The following is a 21,960-nucleotide window of genomic DNA, read 5'->3' on the forward strand; positions in this document are numbered from 1 at the left end:
TGCTGTTCCAGCTAACTGTTTGGCGTATGGCTACAATCGCATCGACTCTACCATGGCATATGAGTTGCTACTGCTCTTGCTGAGGCTCTCGGGGCTGGTCCTGAGAAGCCGAAGATTGCCTGCAGGGAGACATGGAAAATGAACGCGGTCGTCGGGCGCGGAAAATGTGCCAAAGCTGCGGTAGGTGCCAGCAAGATGGTGCAGGCCGCCGAGCATAAGGGCTGCCGCACCTCGTCCAACTCCGGGCAGGCGAGTTGCGGCTCGCGGGCAGGGCAAGGCGATCTGCCGACCGAGATCTGGGAAAAAGTGAAGAGCCATCCCTGCTACAGCGAAGAGGCGCATCATCATTACGCGCGCATGCACGTCGCAGTAGCGCCAGCCTGCAACATCCAGTGCAACTACTGCAACCGCAAATACGACTGCGCCAACGAATCACGTCCGGGCGTGGTGAGCGAGAAGCTCACGCCGGAGCAGGCGGTAAAGAAAGCGCTTGCGGTCGCGGCCACTATTCCCCAGATGACCGTGCTTGGCATCGCCGGTCCCGGCGATCCGCTGGCCAATCCAGAAAAGACGTTCAAGACGTTCGAACTCGTCGCCAAAGCGGCTCCGGACATCAAGCTGTGTCTATCAACCAATGGGCTGAGCCTGCCAGATTATGTTGACGTCATCGCCAAGTCCAAGGTTGACCATGTCACGATCACCATCAACATGATCGACCCCGAAATCGGCGCCAAGATCTATCCTTGGATCTTCTTCAACCACAGGCGCTACACCGGCCTCGACGCGGCAAGGGTACTTGCCGATCGCCAGCTGCTAGGCTTGGAGATGCTTAGCGAACGGGGGATCCTGTGTAAGGTCAACTCTGTGATGATCCCGCATATCAACGACGGTCACTTGGTCGAAGTGAACAAGGCGGTGAAGTCGCGCGGCGCCTTCCTCCACAATATCATGCCGCTGATCTCCGCACCCGAGTACGGCACGGTGTTTGGCCTCAACGGTCAACGCGGGCCGACAGCGCAGGAATTGAAGGCGCTGCAAAATGCTTGCGAAGGGGAGATGAACATGATGCGTCACTGCCGTCAGTGCCGTGCCGATGCTGTGGGTCTACTCGGAGAAGATCGCAGCGCAGAGTTTACGACCGACCGAGTCATGAAGATGGACGTCAAATACGATCTCGAGATGCGCAAGGCTTACCAAGACCGGGTAGAGGATGAGCGTGCTGCCAAGGCCGCGGCCAGCAAAGAAGAGCTCGGGGAATTGGCCGGAGCGGCGAGCGAGATCTCGCTTCTGGTGGCAGTCGCAACCAAAGGCTCCGGCCTGATCAACGAGCACTTTGGACATGCGAGGGAATTCCAAGTCTACGAACTTTCCACATCCGGCACTAAATTCGTCGGCCACCGCCGCGTAGACGTCTACTGCCAAGGCGGTGATGGGGAGAAGGATAGGCTTTCGACTATCATTCGCGGCATCAATGACTGCCACGCGGTGTTCGTGGCCAAAATCGGCGGCAGCCCGAAAAGCAACCTGATCAAGGCCGGAATCGAGCCGGTTGATCAATACGCGCATGAGTTGTTTGAGAAGTCGGCGATCTCCTGGTTCCGATCTTATCTCGACCGGGTGAAAAGCGGTGAGATCCAGCACGTGAAGCGCGGCGACGCGTCGATTCGGCAGAAAGCCGTGATCTCTGCGGCGTAGGGGGGGATGTGCCATTCAAGATCATTGCTTCGCAGTGTACGAGCTGCTCAGCCTGCGAACCCTTGTGCCCGAACGTTGCAATCTCTGAGAAGGCGGGGAGCTTCGTCATTGAACCGGCAAAATGTACCGAATGCATTGGCTATTTCGACGAGCCGCAATGCGTCGCCGCCTGTCCAGTCGACAATACCTGCGTTGTTGACACATCCTTGGCGCGATACCAGGCGCCAGCCTAAAGGTGAGCCCAGTGAACGGATTGCCGCCGCTTGATGATGCGAACCGTGCCCAGGAATGAGCCCATGCGCCTGCTCCTGCGAAGCGAGCCCCATCGCAGCCTCGCCGTCTGGCCCGGATCTTCGCTTGATGTGCGAGGAATGGCGCCGATGCTGGCCGGCCAGCACAATGAAGTTGATCGCGCCGTTGCGCGCCGCATCGCTGCAGCTGTTCTACCGATTGATGAGTCATGCGGAGGTCGAGTGCCGCCACTCTCTGGCATGGGTTGTCCGCGATGAGTGGCCGTTAGCCATGGCGAACGACCCGAACGCCTCCGTGCGATTCGAGAATATGCAGGGACTGTTGCCGAGGGTGCGAACTGCACCGCAGCACGGTCCTGACCGGTATCTCCGCCTTGAAATGGCGTGCGGCATTGCCGCTGGTGAATCGCGGGATGTCTTCGAGAATGAGGACAAATCGATGCAGGCCTCGCTTGCGCTGGTATGGCGGCGGCCCTGCGTGTCCATGAGGAGCGCTGCATGAATAAAATCGTTCGCGATAGCGACGTCGTCGAGCTCAGCGGGCCGCCTGTCTTCAGCTTTAGCGAAAAGGTACGGGCCAATCGCACCATCCGTAATGATGGCACCTTTCGCGGCAAAGAGATTGGCGAGGTGTTGGTCAAAAAGGGAGAGGTGGGTTACGTCGTTTCGATCGGAACGTTCCTGCAGCAATTCTACATCTACGGCGTCGAGTTTCTCGAACGTGGCTACCGCGTTGGCATGAAGCGCAAGGAGCTTGAGTCGGTGGACGCGTGCGAGGAGATCGATGATTTGCCATTGCCGGAAGAGGCTGTGTCATGACTGAGGACCGCTTTCCGAAATATCGGCGGGGCCAACGCGTTAAAGCGGCGGTCGACCTCATCAACGATGGCTCTTTTCCCAATACGGAACCCGACGGGATCGTGCTCGGCGCCGGAGCAACCGGCGAGATCGTCAGAGTCGCTATCCATACCGAAGCCGACGTGCCGATCTATACTGTCGATTTTGGTGTGCAACGGCTCATTGGCTGTTTTGAAGAAGAAATCACGGTGCTCTGAAGGGGGGCTTTCGCGATGACTGCCGCGCTGATGAGGAAGGTAAAAACCGGGTTGGTTCCTCACCCAAACGAGCTCGATCGCATGCGGATCGAGCGCGGCTTGAGCTCGCGCAAGCGCTATCTGTATGTCTCGCCGAACGTGACGCCAGTGAGGGGTGGTTATCTGATCGAGAGTCCCTGTTGCTCGCGCAATATCGACCAGGATGGTGGTCTCATTGATGTCGCGCTGATTCTTTACGACACCGTCAGTGGGATCTGGAAGCTGTTTTGCAAGAACCACGCGCAAGGGATCTGGGAATTTTACAGCCTTTACCACCACTTGACTTCAGCAATCGATGAGTTGAACGCGGATCCGGAGCGCCTGTTCTGGCAATGACGACGACCACCTTAGGGAGTCCTAGAGGAGCCACGATGGCGCTTACTGCGGAGGAATTGATTGAAATCGAAGGGCTGCTTGCTGTCGACGGCGCGGACATGGGCCCCCTTGTCGAGCTGCGGCGCCGCTTTCCGCAGCTTGCATGCGTTCGCTGCGATGCGTCGGATGTGACGGATCAGCCGTTCCGGCGGTTCCCTCGTTTCGATCTGCATTTGCTCGACGGGTCGGATCACTGCGTGCAGATTACGGCCGATCCGAAGCGGGCGACCGGCATCGTGTTGGCAAGAAGGAATGTTGCGCGGTGAGCGGGATTGAACTGGCAGCGCATCGGCTTGATGGTGCGGACAGGATGGAGGCAAATACGTCCTTCATTCCATTGTCCGATCCCGATATCACCTTCGCCGAGCTCTCCGCCGTGGAAACGATTCTGTGCTCGCCGCAGATCTCCAATGGGTCGGTCACTGAGGCGTTCGAGCACGCTTTTGCAGCCTATCTTGGCCGCAAATATGCCGTTGCGGTCTCGAGCGGCACCATTGGGCTCGTGCTTGCGCTCAAGGCGGTCGGCATCGGGCCAGGGCAGGAAGTCATCGCTTCGCCCTATTCACTCCGCGAGACCGTCCATGCGATCGGTCTTGCAGGCGCGCGGGCGGTATTTGCCGACATCGACTATTGGTCGGGAACATTGGTCCCAGATAAAGCCGAAGAGCGCATCACGGCCCACACGCGGGCGATTGTCGCCGGCAATCCCAACGGCCATCCCGCGCCGTGGTCGGAATTGCGGGCGATCGCGCAGCGCCACCATCTGGCGCTTCTAGAGGATTCCACCGAAGCAATCGGATCGCGCTACAAGGGCGAACTCGTCGGCCGGTTTGGCGACCTGGCGGTCTTCGACTTTGCCCAGCCCTTGGCCCTAAGTTGTGGCGAAGGCGCAATGGTGGTAACGGACGATATCGACATCGCGGTTGGCTTGCGTCGCTATCGCGCCCACCGCCTGGACGAACGCTCCTCCGTGATCGTCGGTGCCGCAGCACCATACCAAGCCGGCATGAGCGATCTCACGGCAGCCTTGGGTCTGGCGCAGCTCAAGCGTCTCGATGAAATCCTGGAGCGTCGTCGGCTGGTGGAGCAGCTCTACAACGCGCATATGCAATCATTTGAGGGCATCAAGCCGCCTTACGTTGGTCCCCATGTGACCGAGGTGAATTGGTTGCTCTATCTCGTCCATCTTGGAACACGCTTCACGCGATCCGGTCGCGATGCCATCGTCGATGATCTGCGAGTCGCCCAAATTGAAGCCGTCGCTTATAGCCATCCGCTGCACTTGCAACGCCACTACTTCGAACTCGGCTATCGACGTGGCGATTTCCTTGTTGCCGAAAAGATCGCCGATCGCGCCCTGGCGCTGCCGTTTCACACCCATCTCACGAACGACAGGATCGAGTTCATTGTCGAAGCCGTAAAGGATGCCTCGATCAACGTGGGCGCAGGGGCAGCGATCTACTGAGATGCGCGTCATCCACCACATCGAAGGACCACGATTGAATGCGATGATCCCACTTGCAACGTCGCGCGAGATGAGCGGGGCGACCGAGGGGGGCCGTGGGCACGAAGAAGACCTGCTCGAAAGTAGCGAGGCGCGGTCTCCAAGCCGCGGCTGGAGGCCACGCAAGCTGCCGGAAACGGAGCACGTCGCAACAGAGATCGTCAGTTTCGGCTCGGGTCTTTAAAGTCGGCCAAATAGGGGTTGCCATGACTTCTCAACAGGTCATCATTCACGTCCGCTTCGCTCCAAACGGGAGAGTGATCCAAATCAGCGAGCGCCCGGCGAAGCTCACGCCGAACCAATGGTTTGATGTCCTCAATACCCGTGCCGGCTCGACCTATCGGCCGCTCGCTCGTGGCCGCGGCGTTTTTCGGCTGGCCCGGGCTGCAGTCGAAGCTTTCAAGCAGGAAACTGCGAGGCCTGGATAAGCAAAGGGATGATCGGCCCGATGTGTGATCAGATCGAGGTGTTCGCCGTCTGTCCGGTCGATGCCATCGAGCGGTGTGGCGCCAAGGCCTTTAGCTTGTCGCAGGTAGACGACAGCGGCGAGAGCCGGCCGTTTCCAATTGTTGTGGTTCGCACTTTTGACGATGACTATCTAGGCTACGTCAATCGTTGTCCGCATGACAGCTTATGGCTCAACATCGGCTCCGGCGAGTTCTTCTCCTCCGATCGCTCCTTTCTCAGATGCGCACGGCACGGTGCGAAATTTGAGATCGACACCGGGCTGTGCATCGATGGTCCCTGCACTGGACAAACACTTGAGCCGATCGCACTCGCCGTCATCGAAGGTGACGTCTGCCTGTGTGGCATCAAGCTACTTGAGGATGATCGGTTTTCCGAGCCGTTCGAGGACAGCGACGAAACCATGGATATAACGATCCATCCCGATTAGCAGGCGTCACTTGGCTGTTGCTCAACACGTCTCCGGGGCGTTGTCGCCGAATAATGCCATCGTACCAGCGAGTGCTGGGCGCGGACGCGCGTCAATGCTTTGGCGTTGAGAGGCGAACAGCCGAACCTCGTGCGACCGCGACCTTCGCGGCACCTAGGAGGTGCTTTGGCGCTAGCGCACCAAATCGAGCCAGCAGGCCATTGCCGCCGCTGGATACGATGTCTTTGAGAAGGAAATGCCCTCGGCGGTTACGCCGAGGGCACCGTCTGGGCTGGTTGAAATGGGGGGACCCAGACTGACAGGACCGTTTGGTCTGGAGGAATGACGATCCTGTGTCACAATTCTTGGACGACCGCCGAAGCGGGCGTAGCAATTGCAATGCCAAGCTTTCGCTCATGCGATGCCCTTAGCGAGTGCCGCACCATAGTCAGCCGGTGGCGGCCGCCAAGGTCGAATGCACGAACGGGCGCGTTGGCGTGGTCCGGCTATTGTGCGTGCGAACGGTGCGCAACGCGAAATGCTGAAGCGGGAGCGTATCAAACGCGATGTGCCATATGTCACGCATGGAACAAGGGAGGGCGACAATGTTGCAACCTCGGCATAATTGTCAGTCGCGCCGGATAATCGTCAATCGCGCCGGAGCATCGAATGAGATCGCTGAAGAAATGATCGCTACGCATCTGGTGCGGAACTTGCTTGGAAAAGTTGGATGGTTGCGTAAGTAATGCGGAGGGAGACACCGCGAGGTTGAAGCTGATCAAGGAGGATATTCTAGATGTCGAGTATCGCTGATCGTCAGCGATCATCATCGGCATGTCGCCCGCTTTCGCAAGCTGGAGTGGGAATTAGTAGGATCAATTGGTCGATGCGGCGTTCGACTGAGGAGCAGGTTGTTCGGGCGGATGCGCTCGGATCTTGTCTCTTTTCAGATGATGGAGGCCGTTGATTTCAGGATAGGCGCATGAACGCAGAAACCGAATTCGAGCTTCCTCAACTTTATAGGCATCACGTCTTTGCCTGCAACACGCAGCGTCCGCCGAATCATCCGCACGGCAGTTGCGGCGCTTCTGGGGCGCAGGCCCTCTGGGATCGGATGGGCAAGGCGATCGAAGCGCAAGACCTCACTGATGTCGGTTTCACGGTGACGGGCTGCCTTGGCTTTTGTAACTCCGGTCCTTTGATGGTCGTCTATCCAGACGGAATCTGGTATCGCGCCACCACGCCTGAGGACGTTGATGAAATCGTAGACTCTCATCTCAAGCAGGGCAAACGTGTCGATCGCCTCGTGATGGTGCTGAGGCGAAGCTAAAGGCGTCGCTTGAGCGCCGCTCGCCCTTTGTATCGAACATCGCAGGCCTATCCGCCCAGTAGCTAGCATCTTGGAACGTTCGACAATGATCGGGTGCCCTAACGCTTCCAGTACGTGCCCAACACGGGACTGCTTACTTGTCGCTATGGCGTTGGTTTCAAGAACATGCGCTACAAGCTAAGCCTTGATCGGATTCTACTCATGATCGGGGCCGAAGAGCCCTGAGCTCATGTCCTTGCAAGTGCGGTCGTTCTCTCGCAGGGGGCGACCGCCTTGAATTCTCGGCGCCGATAGGCAGGCGGCCGCTTCTGCTAATGCCGGGAAGCACGAGCAGGAGCCTATCACTAGTGGCTCGATTTGATTGTTTTCCACCACTTACCGACACATCCGTGACGCACAGCGCGAGCAATGCTGGGAGTGGCTCCTGGTCACCGGCGAGACGACGCGTCTTTACGCATCATCTCGCTGGCGTTTGTACTGTATTATAACGGAGAGACGCGTCCGGCGACCCGGCGCGTCCGGGAAGTTCACTGAAGCGTGTTTCCAGCCTCAGAACTTGTAGGTGATGCCACCGCTGACGAGCCATGGGTCGATATTGGCGCGACCAGTGACGGCAATCGCATTGTTCACGGTCGCCGAATAATCCGGCCGCAACCACAACTTCTTCACGTCGAAGTTGAGGCCCCAATGGCGGTCAAGCATATAATCGAAGCCGAATTGGACCGCGGCGCCGAACTGGTTGGCGATGTGCAAATCCGTCACGGCAAGGCCGGCGAGCGACGTATTGGCAGCCGATTGGTTGAAGAATACGGTGTAGTTGATGCCCGCGCCGATGTAAGGCTTGAGCGGGCCGAAATCGGTGAAGTGATATTGCAGAGTCAGCGTTGGCGGCAACAGCCAAGCCTTGCCGATATCTAGTCCATTTAGCTTACCTGTGCCGCTGATGTGATGGCGGCTCACACCGAGAATGAGTTCGGCGGCAACGTTTCTTGTGAAGAAATAGGTGATATCGAGCTCCGGTACCGCTTGGTCGCTGATCGATAGCCCGGAGGCTGGCGAGGATAGCGGCGACGCCCCGGCGACATTGACGGAGCTGCCTGCGGTATCCGGTAAAACGCCGAGAACGCGCAGGCGGATCATCCACGGATTGAAGGGTTCGATTGGGGGGGCTTTGTAGTAGATAGGGGCCTGCGCCAGATCGGCGGCCTGAACCGACATGCTGGCCAACGAGCTCGCGAGCGCGAGCAGCGATGTCGTCGTCAGAATTGCTTTGATCCTCATCGAATTCTCCATTCCAAAGTTCGCGCGAAGAGTCGCGCGAGACCTCTGTCACACATGGGAGACGGCGATTGATTTGATGCTGATCAAAATGGCGGCGCACGTAGCGCAATTATGCAGCCACGTTGCATAAGGATCACGACCACGAAGCTCCGTGGTTCTGTCCGTATCGTTTATTCAGTTTAACATTCCGTCTGAGCCGAATCTATTCAATAACCGTGTCTCGGCTCAAAGCTCTGATCAAATCCGGGCTGCAGGAATCTTGTGCGCGATAGAACTGCGGTGGTTTCCCACACCGCAGGCGACGACATGTCTTATTCAAACCGAGCAATCTGAGCGCCGCTGGTTACGAAGAGCCACGCACGTCGGCCGTCTCGCCGAACATGCCGTCGGCCATCCTGACCAAGCGATAAGGCAGGATCGTTGTTCGCATTGGTTGGCGGCGCAGTCGTATGATCGATCGTATCCTCACATCTGCGGGCAGTGCGTGCCCTGTTGTTCGTGGGAGCATCCCTCAAGGTCACCTTGCGCGTCCCGGCCAAGCAACGACAGCACGGCTTCATGATCGAATCCGGCGCATCTTGTACCATCGACGTCGATCAGCGGACGTCTGATCAGGAGCGGATCTGCCAGCATTAACGTCAGTGCGCTCGCTGCGTCGATTGCGTCAGGATTAACTTCGCCTGACCTGATACGAGGCGCGGCTCGGTTGAACCAGGATGCAATCGGCGTCCTGCCGAAGAAGTGTCGCAATTCCTCCGCAGCCCACGGCTCCTTCAATATATCCTTGGCTATCACGTCATGGCCAGCGGCCTTCAGCGCCAGCATCTGACGTGCATTGGTGACGCAGCCGGGTTTTTGATAAAAGACGATTGTCGCCATGGTCTGCCTATGTGGGTTCGCTGAGCTGAACGATCGGCGACGGGTTCCGCTATGTCGGAGAGCGCATTTGACGCTCGTGCGAATGATCACACATAAGCGGCTTGAGCACCGTACCGTGCTTGCGCCCCTTCTTAATGTCTTCGTTGGACGATTAACTCATCAACGAGAATTGGCCTTTCATGTCTCGCAAACGAAGCGCGGAGCAGAACCGCAGCTAGTTTCGATCCGAGGCACCCTTGTAAGTGCCTTCAGGCTCAGGCGCGTCGTTCTGATCAGTTGGATCAATTGGTCGGTGAGCCGCACAATTTACCTCGCATCATCGACCACGAACCCCATCGCCGGTCACATGCCTTAGAGATGCCAACCTCGACTGCATCTCGCTCTGCCCAAATTGCCGACCACTGGCTTGCAAGAAGAGGAGCAAGTCCCGTTCCATTTGAGAGCATTGGATCTGGTCATGCCAAGCTGCCGTTTTCCAGCCTGATTGGTTGGCCGGTGTTCGTTTTCTGACAGCCGAGCGGATCCTGTCCGGTGCAAAACACTCCGGGGTTGTTCAACGGCTCGTTGGCTTTTTAGAATGCAATCAGAAGCTTAATGAGCGCGGACAGTGTTGGCACGACGGTTGCTATTAAGCGGCAGCAACACTGAGTGAGGGCTGAGTGCACGCCGACGCGTAAGGCGAGCGATGCGCTCCTTCCCTTGAACCCGTGTGCCCCGTTTCTGAGAGAGAAACAAGCTCGCGTGTAGGAAGCGCGCAACTTTTGGCAAATCGGTTGATGGAGAACAACATGTCTTCACTGAGACAAATCGCGTTCTACGGAAAAGGCGGCATCGGCAAGTCGACCACTTCCCAGAATACGTTGGCGGCACTGGCCGAGATGGGTCAGAAAATCCTGATCGTGGGATGCGATCCTAAGGCGGACTCGACCCGCCTGATCCTGCATGCCAAGGCGCAGGACACGATTTTGAGCCTTGCAGCGAGCGCCGGCAGCGTGGAGGACCTCGAACTCGAGGACGTGATGAAGGTCGGCTACAAGGACATCCGCTGCGTGGAGTCCGGCGGTCCTGAGCCGGGTGTCGGCTGCGCCGGCCGCGGCGTCATCACCTCGATCAATTTCCTGGAGGAAAACGGCGCTTATGAGGACATTGACTATGTGTCCTACGACGTGCTCGGTGACGTGGTTTGTGGTGGCTTTGCGATGCCGATCCGGGAAAACAAGGCGCAGGAGATCTATATCGTCATGTCCGGAGAAATGATGGCAATGTATGCCGCAAACAATATCTCCAAAGGCATCCTGAAATACGCCAACTCTGGCGGCGTGCGGCTGGGCGGCCTGATCTGCAACGAGCGGCAGACCGACAAAGAGCTGGAACTGGCGGAGGCGCTGGCCAAGAAGTTGGGCACCCAGCTGATCTACTTTGTGCCGCGCGACAATGTGGTGCAACATGCCGAGTTGCGCCGCATGACGGTGCTGGAGTATGCGCCCGAGTCGAAGCAGGCCGATCACTATCGCAATCTTGCGACCAAGGTTCACAACAATGGCGGCAAGGGCATCATTCCGACCCCGATCTCCATGGACGAGCTCGAGGACATGCTGATGGAGCATGGCATAATGAAGCCCGTCGACGAATCCATCGTCGGCAAGACCGCCGCCGAGCTCGCGGCCTCGTAAGGTCGCGGGTCGCGGCCTTGTGAAGGCGCGCGACGGATGCCGGTCTCCCTCACCCCCCATCCGGGGAGACCGGCATTCTGACGATCACCCGGCCAGCTAGAATGGGACGGGGCAAACGTGACGCTGTAAAAGATTCATGCCCAAAGCGAACTTCCATCCGTTTGCAGCTGTTTGCGCCGACGCGGGCAGCGAGGTGCAAAGAGGAATTGCGACCTATCGAGCGCTCACTGGTGTGCCTCCCGAAGAGGCCGACATTACGACCGACAGCAATTTCGATTGCCATGTCCTGGCGTCAATTCTGGCGGCCGCCTCGATGGATGGTGGCCCGCTTCCCGAGAAGGCCGGCCTGTCCGGCCACGAGCTGGCGGCCCTGCTGGACCACCATTTTCCATCGATCGGGGTCAAGGTGTCGGAGCAGCTCCTGGCTTTCAAGTGCGATGAGAACGACGAAATCGCAATGGTGCGCGATCTCTTGCTCAAGCAACGCTCAACGGAAGGACGTATCGGGGGTTGGCTGGCCGCGATGATCGCACGCCGCGCCATAGAGCCAAACCACTTGTGGGAAGATCTCGGATTACGCAATCGTGGCGAACTCTCTCGGCTGCTAAGTCGCCACTTCGCGCCGCTCGCCGCGCGCAATAACAACAATATGCGCTGGAAGCGCTTCTTCTACCGCTCGCTGTGCGAGGATGAAGGCCTCGTCATGTGTACAACGCCCGTTTGCACGCAATGTAGCGATTTCAATCTCTGCTTCGGCGAAGAAAGCGGCGAGAGCCGGATGGCAGAACGTCGGCGTGACGTTCTGTTGCAGACGGCTCGCCCGGTCATCGGCGTCGACTGGCCCATTTAAGCCGTTGCAAGGCTCGATCGCTCAAGTCAGCTAGAACCCGCGCGCGCTTTGGCGAGTTCAGCAGGAACTGGAGGGCGCGGCCTAACGCCGTTTCGATGCGCGCGCGACCATGGGTCTAAGGCGGGCGGGCCACAAATACTCCGCGACATTCGTGCCTACCGGCGTGTCGCAATCGCGTTAACATTCGAGCTCGGTGTTGCGAGAGGCAGGATGAGCCGTCCGCTTCATAAGCCTGTCGCGTTTGCGACAATCAATTAGCGAAGGCAAGCTAGCCGCTGAAGTAAGCATATTGTTTTCAACGGGTTAAAAAGCGTGGCGGGCTGGCATGGGGGTTGCTGAAGCGCCTGTGGGTCAAAAGCAATAAGGAGCCCTTTCGTGATGGCCGCTACCAAGACCGCCAAGCCGGCTTGGCCCGAGCAGGCGAGCGCCAAGCCGACCGTGCTCAACGACACGACATTACGCGACGGCGAGCAGGCGCCTGGCGTTGCGTTCACCACAGAGGAAAAGCTGGCGATCGCGCAGGCGCTGGCGCGGGCCGGCGTGACGGAGATCGAGGCGGGAACGCCCGCGATGGGCAACGAGGAGATCACCGCCATCCACGCAATCGTCGAAGCAGAGCTTCCGCTGACCACCATAGGCTGGTGCCGGATGCGCGAAGCCGACATCGACGCGGCGATCGAAGCGAAGGTGTCCATGGTCAATGTGTCGATCCCGAGTTCCGATATCCAGATCGCGGCCAAGCTTGGCGGTCGTCGCGACCTGGCGCTGGAACAAGTGAAGCGAGTCGTAGGTTATGCACGTGAGCGGGGACTTGAGGTTGCCGTCGGCGGCGAGGACTCCTCCCGCGCCGACATCGACTTTCTCATCAGACTGATAGCCGCGGCAAAATCGGCGGGAGCGCGTCGCTTTCGTATTGCCGATACGCTCAGTGTGCTCGACCCGGACACAACCTCCGCTCTGGTCGGAAATTTGCGGGCGACCACCGATCTCGAACTTGAGTTTCATGGTCACGACGATCTCGGCCTCGCAACCGCCAACACGCTCTCCGCCATCAAGGCCGGCGCGAGCCACGCCTCGGTAACCGTTATCGGCCTCGGCGAACGGGCTGGAAATGCACCGCTCGAGGAAGTCGCGGTCGCGCTCAAGCAGCTCTACAGGCGCGAGACCGGCATCATACTTCCGGAACTCGAGAAGGTCGCCGCAGTGGTTGCAGCGGCAGCCGCACGTGCGATTCCTCTGAACAAAGCCATCGTCGGAGAGCATATTTTTACGCATGAATCGGGCATTCACGTGGATGGCCTTTTAAAAGATCAACGTACCTACCAGTCGCTTGATCCGGTTCTGCTTGGGCGCCGCAACAGTTTTGTGATCGGTAAGCATTCCGGGCTGTCGGCGATCACCGCGTTGCTCAATGAATTACAGCTCGTCGCCAGCGCCGACCAAGCCAGACAGATCCTGACGCAAGTCCGCAAGCATGCCATAAAGCACAAGGTGCCGGTCGAGCGCGAAACAGTAGCAGCGATCTGGCGCGATGTGTGCGGATACTTGTCGCCCCACCCGGCCTGAAGAGGCGTACCCAGCAAGATCTGGACAGGCTATTCGAAAACCAAGCGCCGCGAGGACGGTATCGGGCATCGTTAATCGACGGCCACGACGGCCTGCCTCAGCATGGTCGCGCGAGGTTGGCTGCAGCAGGATCACCAGGCGGTGCCGCGCTGTCGCCGATCGTCCACGTGCCAATTCAAAGGGAGTTTTCGATGAGTAACTCGCACCCATCAGCCGGTATCCTGGATCGGCTCAACAAAGCCTCGTCCGCGGAAGAGTTTTTTTCACTGCTAGGCGTCGAATACGACCCCGGAATCGTCAATGTCGCGCGCCTTCACATCCTAAAGCGCATGGGACAATATCTTGCCAAGGAGCAATTCGCTGGTGCCGCAGAACCGGACATCAGAGCTCGTTGCAAAGCGATGCTGGAACAGGCCTATGCCGACTTCGTGGCATCGTCGCCAATCGACCAGCGGGTGTTCAAGGTTTTGAAGGATGCTGTTGCAGACCATGACAAGCCGATGGCCTTTGTCCCATTGAGCGAGCTGAAGTGATCTCGCGCTTTCAAGGTTTGTCACCAAGTGTGGCGTGGTGATGATCCCTCGTGCAACCTTCGTCTTCTTCCGGATCGACTCTCCGCAGCCATGGCTCGCGCGGCGCTGTCGTATTCCCGACCCATGTTCGGAGTGGTCGTGTCCTGGGGATTAGCAGCCCTTCCAAGTGTCCCCTAAGTCATTGCGTTCGCCTAATCTTCCCCGAGTTTTGCAACTGGTACGACACTTGCTGTTGTCGGGTCGATCCGGTCATCGATGCAGACAAATGGTAGCCGTTCGAGATGAGATTTGAAGGAAGACCTTTCACGCTACGTCTACTGCCGGCCGAGTTGTGCGGCATCATCTCGTGGTTCACGCTCGCGCAGTGGCACCCCAAATGGCTTTTGACGCAATTGAAACTGCCATCGAGCCCGCGATGGGAGGCAATGGGTAACTCGCCCGTCAGCGCCACACCTCGGAAACGTATGCATATCATCGTCCAAATCAGGCGGGTGCCCACTTGCGCGCAGATCCACAGCTACCTCAGAGCCGATAGCAACATGCGCCAGGAAAAGAGCCAAACCTCCCCTGCGAGTCGGCGGCGCTGGCGGCCGAGCACTCATCGCATGAAAGTGCGGTGGCATCGACCGAGTCGTCACGGCCGATGCGGAGCGCTAGGCCGAAAGCAAGGTGCAGCTATTGCGCAGCAAGCGGACCGGCGTAATCAGCCATGGAGAGAGTCAATTAGAGTGACCGCAGTGGCCAGGCCGCCTTGCTGGCGCTTGTCGAATAGAGCGCGCAATGAACCTGTCTTGGGGCCATCTCGGAACTTGGCCAGCCAGGTACGTTCACCCCGTGCGACGCCTCTCGTTGCGCGGTCGGGCCGCGCCGAGCAAGCGGAAACAACGAGCAGCAAGCCATCTGCTGATCAAAAGTGATCTCCAGCCAGCCGAAGTAGAAACCAATCCTGTGGCGCGGGCGCGCGCATTTTGAGGGGAATTTAAAGCATGAGCAATGTCACCAAAACGGCCGCGCCGGCGGCCGGCCGCGCGGCGGCCAAAAAGGAACTTCCGGAGCACTTCAAGGCCTACAAGCATGTCTGGGTTTTTGTCGAGCAGGAGCGTGGCCAGGTGCATCCGGTTTCCTGGGAGCTCATGGGAGCGGGGCGCAGGCTTGCCGACAGGCTGAAGGTGAATCTCGCCGCGGTCGTTATCGGTCCGGAGGGGCAGCCGACGCGCAACGCCGCGCTGGAGTCATTTTGCTATGGCGCCGATCTGGCCTATCTCGTGAGCGACAATGTATTGTCGGATTACCGCAACGAATCATACACTAAAGCGCTAACCGAACTCGTCAACACCTACAAGCCTGAGATCCTGTTGTTAGGCGCGACGACACTCGGTCGCGATCTTGCAGGTTCGGTGGCGACCACCTTGTCGACGGGACTCACAGCCGACTGTACTGCGCTCGACGTCGACGCCGACGGTTCGCTTGCGGCGACGCGTCCGACCTTTGGCGGCTCGCTGCTGTGCACGATTTATACCTTGAACTATCGTCCACAGATGGCAACCGTCCGCCCGCGCGTCATGCCGATGCCGGAGCGCGTCGTACGCGATGCCGCTCGTATCATCATCCATCCGCTTGGCCTTGTTGAAGACGATATCGTCACGAAGGTGCTGACGTTCATTCCCGACCGGGATTCCGAAACGTCAAATCTAGCCTATGCCGATGTTGTCGTCGCCGGCGGCCTAGGACTGGGATCGCTCGAGAATTTTCGGCTGGTGCGCGAGCTAGCAACTCTGCTTGGCGCCGAGTATGGCTGCTCGCGTCCTCTGGTGCAGAAGGGATGGGTGACGTCTGACCGGCAGATCGGCCAGACCGGCAAGACCATTCGGCCAAAGCTCTATATTGCGGCCGGCATTTCCGGCGCGATCCAGCACAGGGTCGGCGTGGAGGGGGCGGACCTGATCGTCGCCATCAATACCGACAAAAACGCGCCGATCTTCGACTTCGCCCATGTCGCGATCATCAGCGACGCCATGCAGTTGCTCCCGTCGCTGACGGCCGCATTTCGCGCCAGGCTTTTGCCGGATTCGCGCGCCCGGCTCGCGGTCTAGAGGAGATGCCGTGATGATCGAAGAGAGGTTTGATGCGATCGTGGTCGGAGCCGGTATGGCTGGAAACGCAGCGGCGTTGACCATGGCCAAGCGCGGCATGAAGGTGCTGCAGCTCGAGCGAGGCGAATATCCGGGATCGAAGAATGTGCAGGGCGCAATTCTCTATGCCGACATGATGGAAAAGCTGATCCCCGAGTTTCGCGGGGAGGCGCCGCTCGAGCGCCATCTGGTCGAACAGCGGTTCTGGATGATGGACGATCGCTCGCATGTTGGCATGCACTACCGCTCGGATGACTTCAACGAGGAGCGGCCGAACAGATACACGATCATACGCGCGCAGTTTGACAAATGGTTCTCCTCGAAGGTGCGGGAGGCCGGCGCGACCGTGCTGTGCGAGACGACAGTCACCGAGCTCGTACGGGACGACCGCGAGAGGATCGTCGGGGTTCGTACTGATCGCCGCGACGGCGAAATACACGCCGACGTCGTCGTGCTGGCCGAGGGTGTCAATGGCCTGCTCGGGACGCGCGCGGGCCTGCGGTCGCGGCCGAAACCCGATAATGTGGCACTCGCGGTGAAGGAAATGCACTTTTTGCCTCGCGAGACTATCGAGGCCCGTTTCAATCTCAAGGGCGACGAAGGCGTTGTGATCGAGGCGGCCGGTACCATTTCTCGCGGCATGACCGGAATGGGTTTCATCTATGCCAACAAGGAGTGCATTTCGCTCGGCATCGGCTGTCTCGTCGCTGATTTCCAGCGCACCGCCCAGACGCCCTACGGCATGCTCGATCATTTCAAGCAGCATCCGTCCGTGGCGCCGCTCATCGCAGGTTCCGAAGTCAAGGAATACGCGGCGCATCTCATTCCTGAAGGCGGCTACAAGGCAATCCCGCAGCTCTACGGCGAGGGCTGGGTGGTGGTCGGGGACGCGGCGCAGCTCAACAATGCCATTCATCGCGAAGGTTCCAATCTTGCGATGACTTCAGGCCGCATCGCGGCCGAAGCGATCGCCCAGGTAAAATCGCGCCGCGAGCCGATGACCGCGACAAATCTGTCGCTCTACAAGAAGATGCTCGACGAGTCCTTTGTCATCAAAGATCTAAAGAAGTACAAGGATATGCCGATGCTGATGCACACCCATTCGCAAAACTTCTTCCTTACCTATCCGCAGCTTATTTCCAAGGCGCTGCAGAACTTTGTACGTGTCGATGGCACGCCGAAGGTTGAGAAGGAGAAGGCGACCTTGAAATCCTTCGTCAAGGCGCGGTCATGGACAGGTCTGTTCGGCGATGCGTGTCGTTTTACCCGGGCCTGGCGCTGACCGGCAACAGTGTGAAGTCCAGCAATGGAAGATCAAAGCATGAATGTCGAGCCTACAGTACGCGTCGAAGACAAGCTGTACTACAACCGCTATCTTGTCGACGTCGGTCGCCCTCACGTCACGGTGCGCGCGCACACGACGCCGTCGCCACAGCTACTTGCGCTTTTGAGCGCCTGTCCCGCGCGATGCTACGAACTCAACGACAACGGCCAAGTTGAGATAACCGTCGACGGCTGCATTGAGTGCGGCACCTGCCGTGTGATCGCCGAACCCACCGGTGACATCAAGTGGAGTTATCCGCGCGGCGGTTACGGCGTGCTGTTCAAGTTTGGGTGAAGTGCAACAAAGGGCCGCGATGTGATCGCCATGAGACGGGGGATTTCACCGCCTTTGCGGGCATTCTGGCTCATCTGCACTGCAGGTGGATTCGAACGAGGCGCGCAGCCGTGGGGGACGCCCGGCGAGGCACAGCTTGAGGATATTACACCCGCTCTGGACCGGCGAAGGACTGGTTGTGGCACCATTGAGTGGTGCCACAAACGGAGTCGATTCGACGGCGCAAAGGATATTCAGCCCATCGCCGTGGAAGGAGCCGGGCCGGCGGCCTCGATCGCAACCGCCACTGATTGCACAATCGCAGCAAAGCGCACGGCAGTCTGGATCACTCCGGAACTGACGCCCTCAGCCCGCAGCGTCTTCTCGTGAGCGTCGACACAGGCACCGCAGCCGTTTATGGCCGAGACTGCTAGCGACCACAGCTCGAAATCGGACTTATCCACGCCGGGATTGCCGATCACGTTCATGCGCAGCCGTGGCGGCATGGTCTTGTATTCCGGATTGGATACGAGATGAACGAATCGGTAGTAGACGTTGTTCATCGCCATCACAGAGGCTGCAGATTTCGCTGCGGCGATCGCCGCAGGCGTCATCACGGCGGTGGCTGCCGCTTCAATCGCGGTAATCAGGGCTGCATTGCGAGTGGCAATGGCGCTCGCCAGCAGCAGGCCGTATTGTCGCTGCGGCGACAGCGTATCATCGGCCAGCAATGACGCAAGGTTAAGCCTGACGTCCTTGGCGAAATTGGGAATCGTCTCATTCAACTGCTCAATCGACGACATGCCGCCTCACGCAACCTTCAGTGTTTCGCCGCCGACTTCGCGGTTACAGGGACAAAGTTCGTCGGTTTGTAGCGCGTCCAGAACGCGGAGCGTGTCCTTGGGGCTACGCCCGACATTGAGATTGGTCGCATAGATGTGTTGGATTGTGTTCTCGGGATCGACGATAAAGGTGTAGCGATAGGCGACGCCCTCGGGCGAACGCACGCCAAGGCCATCGACTAAGGTCCCTTTTGTGTCGGCAAACTGCCAAATCGGTAAATTGTGCAGGTCTGCATGCGAGCGCCGCCAGGCAAGCTTGCAGAACTCATTGTCAGTCGAACCACCCATTACGACAGCATCGCGATCGGCGAATTCCTTGGATAGCCGGCCGAACTCGGCGATCTCGGTCGGACAGACGAACGTGAAATCTTTGGGATAGAAAAAGATGATCTTCCATTTTTCGGGGAAGCTCGTTTCGGTCAGCGTCTCGAACGCGCTGTGTCCTTCTTCTTCATGCGCCTGAAAGCCGGGCTTCACGCCAGTGATTTCGAACGGCGGCAACTGACTTCCAATTCCGAGCATGCTGACCTCACAAGTTTGCTTTGCGTTTGTGCCATCACTGGTGAAGCAAGCTATATGCCATCCGTTCTCAAGATCGGATTGTCGCAACGAAGCTAACCAGCGGCCCGGGCGCAGGCATCTGATCGTGAGGTCCGATGGCTCTCACATCCGCCTCCATTGCGCCGCGTGGAAACGCGATGCTCGATCGCTTGGAACCGTCGGTGAGCGCGTGCGTATATCACGAGTGGGGTACCGCAGTTAAAAAGTCGCAGCCAGATTCCTCGACCAGCGATTGAACCGCTGGTCGAAACGGCTACTTGCCTACCGAGAATGGACCTCGGCGCTGGCGGCACAGCATCCGGATATCTCACGGTGTGAAACGGCTGCGAAGCTAGGGTTGTTTTTGTAAGCCGTGAAGGAGCGCAACCGGCGATTCCGGAGCCGATCTTGGCATTATTCTCGCAACCGTCATCAAGCTGTCCGGTATCATAGTCCCCAAATAGCTCCAGCTGGGATTGAAAGCGCGGCGTCGCGCCGGGCGCGTGGCGACGTCGCGCCACCATTCCTCTACGGCTTGACGATCGCAAGGGAGCAGCATGCCAACATCACCCGTAAAAGCGCTCCAATCGACAAGGGAATTTCTTGGAACAGCTGTCAGGAGCGGCACACCCCGAGTGATCGCGTCAACAAATTCAGCTCGCAGGCCGCGGCCAACCGCTTCTTGTTTGGCGAATTTGCTGATCACGAGGAGATCGACTTTGTCGCGAAGCGCTTGGGAAACGACAACTGCGGCCTCAGCTAGTCCGTTTGTATCGAGCGTACAGGACGCTGCCCCGCTGCCGAGTAGCTGGGAAATCGAGATCTCTCGCCCTGTCGCAACGTCGACGGCGAGCATAACGTGCGTGCCGTTTGTATTTATAAAGTGTCGCTGGACGATGCCGCCGACGCGTACGTCATGCCGCGCGAGATCCTGGACGAAATCGGCAATCAGCCTATCGGCATCGTCCTTTGGCTGGTAGAGAATCGCCGCCAAAGCTGTCGGATCGACGTTGTCAAAATTGTCGATCATGGCCGTGATCCGAGTTCTGTTCGTTTCGGGTGTCGGCGCGCCGCTGTAGAGCATCTCCGAGTGGTATCGCAGGCGTTATGAGCAACCGCTCGGGGGTTGAGACCGGCAAGGCTCGCGCGACCTCGGCGAATACGTCCATTCCGTTGCTGAGCCCTAGCGTATCATAGGAGCGGCGTGTGATGCGGGACAAAAGCGGCACGCCCGAACGGCCAGTTTCGAGCGATAGAACCAACGTGATCTCCGATTCGTCGAACGGAAGGGAGGCTTTGATGCGTGCCGGAAAGACATTCAGGAAGGAGCTTGCGCGTGGAGCCTCGCGCACGATGCTGACATCGGCGGCTGCAATGCGCAGCCGTAGCTGCGCGCCAGGTCTGAGCGGCGGCCCAGGTATTAGCAGACGCGCGCCTCTGAGGCGGACGATGATGAGTCCATAGCGCCCGTCGTAGCCGCCGACCACGGTATCAACGCAAACCGCCGCTTCGCCACGCGCGGCAAGCGCTGGATGACTCTGAACGACTTGAAGCGGTCCGGCCGCAGTCACGATGCCATCTTTCATCATGACGAGATGATCGGCAAAGCGCTCGATGTCAGCCATGTCATGGCAGACATAGATCATCGGCAACCTGAGCTCTTCACGCATGCGCTCGATAAATGGCAGAATCTCGCGCTTGGCGGGACGGTCGAGCACAATGAGCGGGTCATCCAGCAAAAGTAGCCGCGGTTGGGCTAGTAGCGCGCTGCCTAGGGCAACTCGCTGTCGCTCGGCGCCAGAAAGATGTGACGGAGAACAGTCAAGCAGTGACGCTAAGTCGAGCAACTTGACCACACCTTCAAAGTCGATCAGTGTCACCCTCGATTTCGATGCATTGTACAGAAGGGTGCGCTTGACAGACAAATGAGAAAAAAGAATGGGTCGCTGAAATACATATGCGACAGGGCGCAGATGAGGCGGTCGAAACGTCGTCTCGTTCTGCCAAATTTCACCATCAACGCCGCAGAATCCACTCGGTAGAGGCTGGATGCCGGCGATGCAACGCGCGAGTGTGGTCTTGCCGCACCCCGGAGGACCGAAAATCGCCGTGACACCTTTGGCCGGTACGATGAATTGCGCATCCAGCGGGATGCCTGCGGGAGCACCGTTGAAGGCGACTTCGATATAACCCGGCCTTGCTTCTCTCACCTGCCCGCGCCTATGCTGTATCTTTCCATCAAATCACGAGGAGAATGGCCGCAAAGGCGATGATCACCATGCCGCCGACAATCCATTCTGCTTGGCTCCAGCGCGGCGTCGCCGCCCCGAGGAAGCCAAAAGGCGCGGGGGCAGCATTGCAGATCGACGGTGTTACGACAGCCGGCATCTTGAGCGTCTCCGCGCCATTGAGGATCGTGGCAATCGAACGCTGCCGGGCGCGCATACCAATCACACACGCAAGGCGGGAATCCAATACCGCGGAATCCTCAGGCGGCTTGGCTGGACGCCGATTGTCCGCTGGCTGAACTGGCAAGGCTTGCGTCGTTTGGCTGTAGAGGTGTCGGCTACCGCCAGAGCTTGATGCCGCCTCGGGGCCAGCAATCGGCTTGAAAGTCGCCAGAGCTTTGGTGACCAATATGAAGTGTGCGCCGGTGCCCTCATTCATGGCTTCCGCAACGTCAGGCGCAAGCAGCATCAAAGCCAGATCGAATAGGATCAACCGGATAAACCTTATTGGGGCCCTGAAGATGGATCGCCACGACTGCTTTCGTCGCGGTAGCTCCTTGCTGCTCACCCAGCAATCTGCGTGCCGGTTCGAAAAAATGGCGCACGGCCCGCTTGGCTCATGTGAAACTCTTATATGTCCCACCCAGCGTGTGGAATGGCCTCATCGTCTCGTCCGGTTTCGGACGTTTGCGTCGCCAATCGGCCACGCAGGACGC

The 21,960-nt window shown here is 58.7% G+C and carries 24 protein-coding genes; 17 read left to right on the forward strand and 7 right to left on the reverse strand.

From position 1 onward, the window contains the following. Positions 1-138: 138 nt before the first annotated feature. From nifB to IF803_RS27415, 10 genes are all read left to right on the forward strand, one after another. A complete protein-coding gene (nifB, locus tag IF803_RS27370; RefSeq protein ID WP_016848169.1) occupies positions 139-1,695 on the forward strand; it encodes a nitrogenase cofactor biosynthesis protein NifB in 1,557 nt (518 codons plus the stop codon). An 8-nt stretch (positions 1,696-1,703) separates the two neighbouring features. Then, the gene (locus IF803_RS27375) at positions 1,704-1,928 is read left to right on the forward strand and encodes a 4Fe-4S binding protein (RefSeq protein WP_075968411.1); all 225 of its coding nucleotides are present in this window, start codon (positions 1,704-1,706) and stop codon (positions 1,926-1,928) included. 166 nt (positions 1,929-2,094) lie between these two features. Further along, positions 2,095-2,448: a hypothetical protein gene (locus IF803_RS27380; protein WP_028343130.1), complete on the forward strand. Its 354-nt coding sequence runs from the start codon at positions 2,095-2,097 to the stop codon at positions 2,446-2,448. Further along, positions 2,445-2,765, forward strand: a complete 321-nt coding sequence (locus IF803_RS27385) for a nitrogen fixation protein NifZ (protein WP_016848171.1) — start codon at positions 2,445-2,447, stop codon at positions 2,763-2,765. Before IF803_RS27380 ends, IF803_RS27385 begins: the two co-directional genes overlap by 4 nt. After that, entirely contained in the window at positions 2,762-3,001 is a 240-nt protein-coding gene (locus IF803_RS27390; protein WP_016848172.1) for a nitrogen fixation protein NifZ, read from the forward strand. Before IF803_RS27385 ends, IF803_RS27390 begins: the two co-directional genes overlap by 4 nt. A gap of 15 nt (positions 3,002-3,016) precedes the next feature. Beyond that, positions 3,017-3,376: a DUF3024 domain-containing protein gene (locus tag IF803_RS27395; protein WP_016848173.1), complete on the forward strand. Its 360-nt coding sequence runs from the start codon at positions 3,017-3,019 to the stop codon at positions 3,374-3,376. Between the two features lie 35 nt (positions 3,377-3,411). Then, positions 3,412-3,681 (forward strand): hypothetical protein, encoded by a 270-nt coding sequence (locus IF803_RS27400; RefSeq protein WP_016848174.1) that lies wholly within the window; start codon positions 3,412-3,414, stop codon positions 3,679-3,681. Positions 3,682-3,725: 44 nt separating this feature from the next. Beyond that, on the forward strand, positions 3,726-4,880 hold the full coding sequence (locus IF803_RS27405; RefSeq protein WP_016848175.1) for a DegT/DnrJ/EryC1/StrS family aminotransferase: 1,155 nt from the start codon (positions 3,726-3,728) through the stop codon (positions 4,878-4,880). A 475-nt stretch (positions 4,881-5,355) separates the two neighbouring features. Beyond that, positions 5,356-5,814 (forward strand): Rieske (2Fe-2S) protein, encoded by a 459-nt coding sequence (locus tag IF803_RS27410; protein ID WP_016848177.1) that lies wholly within the window; start codon positions 5,356-5,358, stop codon positions 5,812-5,814. Between the two features lie 961 nt (positions 5,815-6,775). After that, on the forward strand, positions 6,776-7,123 hold the full coding sequence (locus IF803_RS27415; protein WP_035632565.1) for a (2Fe-2S) ferredoxin domain-containing protein: 348 nt from the start codon (positions 6,776-6,778) through the stop codon (positions 7,121-7,123). 549 nt (positions 7,124-7,672) lie between these two features. Here the strand turns inward: IF803_RS27415 and IF803_RS27420 are convergent. Then, positions 7,673-8,416 carry an OmpW/AlkL family protein gene (locus IF803_RS27420; RefSeq protein ID WP_016848180.1) on the reverse strand — a complete coding sequence of 248 codons (744 nt, stop codon included), beginning with the start codon at positions 8,414-8,416 and terminating at the stop codon, positions 7,673-7,675. A 453-nt stretch (positions 8,417-8,869) separates the two neighbouring features. Beyond that, positions 8,870-9,283, reverse strand: a complete 414-nt coding sequence (locus tag IF803_RS27425) for an ArsC/Spx/MgsR family protein (RefSeq protein WP_016848181.1) — start codon at positions 9,281-9,283, stop codon at positions 8,870-8,872. Between the two features lie 788 nt (positions 9,284-10,071). Here IF803_RS27425 and nifH point away from each other — a divergent pair. From nifH to IF803_RS27460, 7 genes are all read left to right on the forward strand, one after another. Beyond that, a complete protein-coding gene (nifH, locus tag IF803_RS27430; protein ID WP_026192307.1) occupies positions 10,072-10,956 on the forward strand; it encodes a nitrogenase iron protein in 885 nt (294 codons plus the stop codon). Positions 10,957-11,092: 136 nt separating this feature from the next. Next, positions 11,093-11,806, forward strand: coding sequence for a nitrogen fixation protein NifQ (locus IF803_RS27435; protein ID WP_210291207.1), 714 nt, complete (start codon positions 11,093-11,095; stop codon positions 11,804-11,806). Between the two features lie 378 nt (positions 11,807-12,184). Then, entirely contained in the window at positions 12,185-13,372 is a 1,188-nt protein-coding gene (nifV, locus tag IF803_RS27440) for a homocitrate synthase (RefSeq protein ID WP_016848184.1), read from the forward strand. 191 nt (positions 13,373-13,563) lie between these two features. Next, the gene (gene nifW, locus IF803_RS27445; RefSeq protein WP_016848185.1) at positions 13,564-13,905 is read left to right on the forward strand and encodes a nitrogenase stabilizing/protective protein NifW; all 342 of its coding nucleotides are present in this window, start codon (positions 13,564-13,566) and stop codon (positions 13,903-13,905) included. 986 nt (positions 13,906-14,891) lie between these two features. Further along, positions 14,892-15,998 carry an electron transfer flavoprotein subunit alpha/FixB family protein gene (locus tag IF803_RS27450; protein WP_016848186.1) on the forward strand — a complete coding sequence of 369 codons (1,107 nt, stop codon included), beginning with the start codon at positions 14,892-14,894 and terminating at the stop codon, positions 15,996-15,998. Positions 15,999-16,011: 13 nt separating this feature from the next. Next, positions 16,012-17,319 (forward strand): FAD-dependent oxidoreductase, encoded by a 1,308-nt coding sequence (locus IF803_RS27455; RefSeq protein WP_016848187.1) that lies wholly within the window; start codon positions 16,012-16,014, stop codon positions 17,317-17,319. Positions 17,320-17,358: 39 nt separating this feature from the next. After that, positions 17,359-17,655 carry a ferredoxin family protein gene (locus tag IF803_RS27460; protein WP_016848188.1) on the forward strand — a complete coding sequence of 99 codons (297 nt, stop codon included), beginning with the start codon at positions 17,359-17,361 and terminating at the stop codon, positions 17,653-17,655. Between the two features lie 233 nt (positions 17,656-17,888). Here IF803_RS27460 and IF803_RS27465 read toward each other — a convergent pair whose 3' ends face one another. The 5 genes from IF803_RS27465 to IF803_RS27485 all read right to left on the reverse strand — a co-directional run bounded on the left by IF803_RS27465 (position 17,889) and on the right by IF803_RS27485 (position 21,737). Then, complete coding sequence (locus IF803_RS27465; RefSeq protein ID WP_016848189.1) at positions 17,889-18,437, reverse strand: carboxymuconolactone decarboxylase family protein; 549 nt, start codon at positions 18,435-18,437, stop codon at positions 17,889-17,891. A 6-nt stretch (positions 18,438-18,443) separates the two neighbouring features. Then, a complete protein-coding gene (locus tag IF803_RS27470; protein ID WP_026192308.1) occupies positions 18,444-18,998 on the reverse strand; it encodes a peroxiredoxin in 555 nt (184 codons plus the stop codon). 370 nt (positions 18,999-19,368) lie between these two features. Next, on the reverse strand, positions 19,369-20,046 hold the full coding sequence (locus tag IF803_RS27475; RefSeq protein WP_016848191.1) for a DUF2478 domain-containing protein: 678 nt from the start codon (positions 20,044-20,046) through the stop codon (positions 19,369-19,371). Continuing rightward, positions 20,030-21,226, reverse strand: coding sequence for a molybdenum ABC transporter ATP-binding protein (gene modC, locus IF803_RS27480; protein ID WP_077230995.1), 1,197 nt, complete (start codon positions 21,224-21,226; stop codon positions 20,030-20,032). The genes IF803_RS27475 and modC overlap by 17 nt, the downstream gene beginning before the upstream one ends. Positions 21,227-21,254: 28 nt before the next feature. Next, positions 21,255-21,737, reverse strand: a complete 483-nt coding sequence (locus IF803_RS27485; RefSeq protein WP_225161258.1) for a hypothetical protein — start codon at positions 21,735-21,737, stop codon at positions 21,255-21,257. Between the last annotated feature and the right edge of the window lie 223 nt (positions 21,738-21,960).

The sequence above is a fragment of the Bradyrhizobium sp. UFLA06-06 genome, assembly GCF_054820065.1.

What these genes read in the sequence shown, in the direction of transcription:
- IF803_RS27405 (WP_016848175.1), top strand. Translation starts at nt 3,726, where the DNA reads ATGGAGGCAAATACGTCCTTCATTCCATTGTCCGATCCCGATATCACC.
- IF803_RS27455 (WP_016848187.1), top strand. Translation starts at nt 16,012, where the DNA reads ATGATCGAAGAGAGGTTTGATGCGATCGTGGTCGGAGCCGGTATGGCT.
- IF803_RS27460 (WP_016848188.1), top strand. Translation starts at nt 17,359, where the DNA reads ATGAATGTCGAGCCTACAGTACGCGTCGAAGACAAGCTGTACTACAAC.
- nifV (WP_016848184.1), top strand. Translation starts at nt 12,185, where the DNA reads ATGGCCGCTACCAAGACCGCCAAGCCGGCTTGGCCCGAGCAGGCGAGC.
- IF803_RS27450 (WP_016848186.1), top strand. Translation starts at nt 14,892, where the DNA reads ATGAGCAATGTCACCAAAACGGCCGCGCCGGCGGCCGGCCGCGCGGCG.
- IF803_RS27400 (WP_016848174.1), top strand. Translation starts at nt 3,412, where the DNA reads ATGGCGCTTACTGCGGAGGAATTGATTGAAATCGAAGGGCTGCTTGCT.
- IF803_RS27435 (WP_210291207.1), top strand. Translation starts at nt 11,093, where the DNA reads ATGCCCAAAGCGAACTTCCATCCGTTTGCAGCTGTTTGCGCCGACGCG.
- IF803_RS27475 (WP_016848191.1), bottom strand. Translation starts at nt 20,046, where the DNA reads ATGATCGACAATTTTGACAACGTCGATCCGACAGCTTTGGCGGCGATT.
- IF803_RS27410 (WP_016848177.1), top strand. Translation starts at nt 5,356, where the DNA reads ATGATCGGCCCGATGTGTGATCAGATCGAGGTGTTCGCCGTCTGTCCG.
- nifH (WP_026192307.1), top strand. Translation starts at nt 10,072, where the DNA reads ATGTCTTCACTGAGACAAATCGCGTTCTACGGAAAAGGCGGCATCGGC.
- IF803_RS27420 (WP_016848180.1), bottom strand. Translation starts at nt 8,416, where the DNA reads ATGGAGAATTCGATGAGGATCAAAGCAATTCTGACGACGACATCGCTG.
- IF803_RS27385 (WP_016848171.1), top strand. Translation starts at nt 2,445, where the DNA reads ATGAATAAAATCGTTCGCGATAGCGACGTCGTCGAGCTCAGCGGGCCG.
- IF803_RS27470 (WP_026192308.1), bottom strand. Translation starts at nt 18,998, where the DNA reads ATGCTCGGAATTGGAAGTCAGTTGCCGCCGTTCGAAATCACTGGCGTG.
- nifW (WP_016848185.1), top strand. Translation starts at nt 13,564, where the DNA reads ATGAGTAACTCGCACCCATCAGCCGGTATCCTGGATCGGCTCAACAAA.
- IF803_RS27390 (WP_016848172.1), top strand. Translation starts at nt 2,762, where the DNA reads ATGACTGAGGACCGCTTTCCGAAATATCGGCGGGGCCAACGCGTTAAA.
- IF803_RS27465 (WP_016848189.1), bottom strand. Translation starts at nt 18,437, where the DNA reads ATGTCGTCGATTGAGCAGTTGAATGAGACGATTCCCAATTTCGCCAAG.
- IF803_RS27425 (WP_016848181.1), bottom strand. Translation starts at nt 9,283, where the DNA reads ATGGCGACAATCGTCTTTTATCAAAAACCCGGCTGCGTCACCAATGCA.
- IF803_RS27415 (WP_035632565.1), top strand. Translation starts at nt 6,776, where the DNA reads ATGAACGCAGAAACCGAATTCGAGCTTCCTCAACTTTATAGGCATCAC.
- nifB (WP_016848169.1), top strand. Translation starts at nt 139, where the DNA reads ATGAACGCGGTCGTCGGGCGCGGAAAATGTGCCAAAGCTGCGGTAGGT.
- IF803_RS27380 (WP_028343130.1), top strand. Translation starts at nt 2,095, where the DNA reads ATGAAGTTGATCGCGCCGTTGCGCGCCGCATCGCTGCAGCTGTTCTAC.
- IF803_RS27395 (WP_016848173.1), top strand. Translation starts at nt 3,017, where the DNA reads ATGACTGCCGCGCTGATGAGGAAGGTAAAAACCGGGTTGGTTCCTCAC.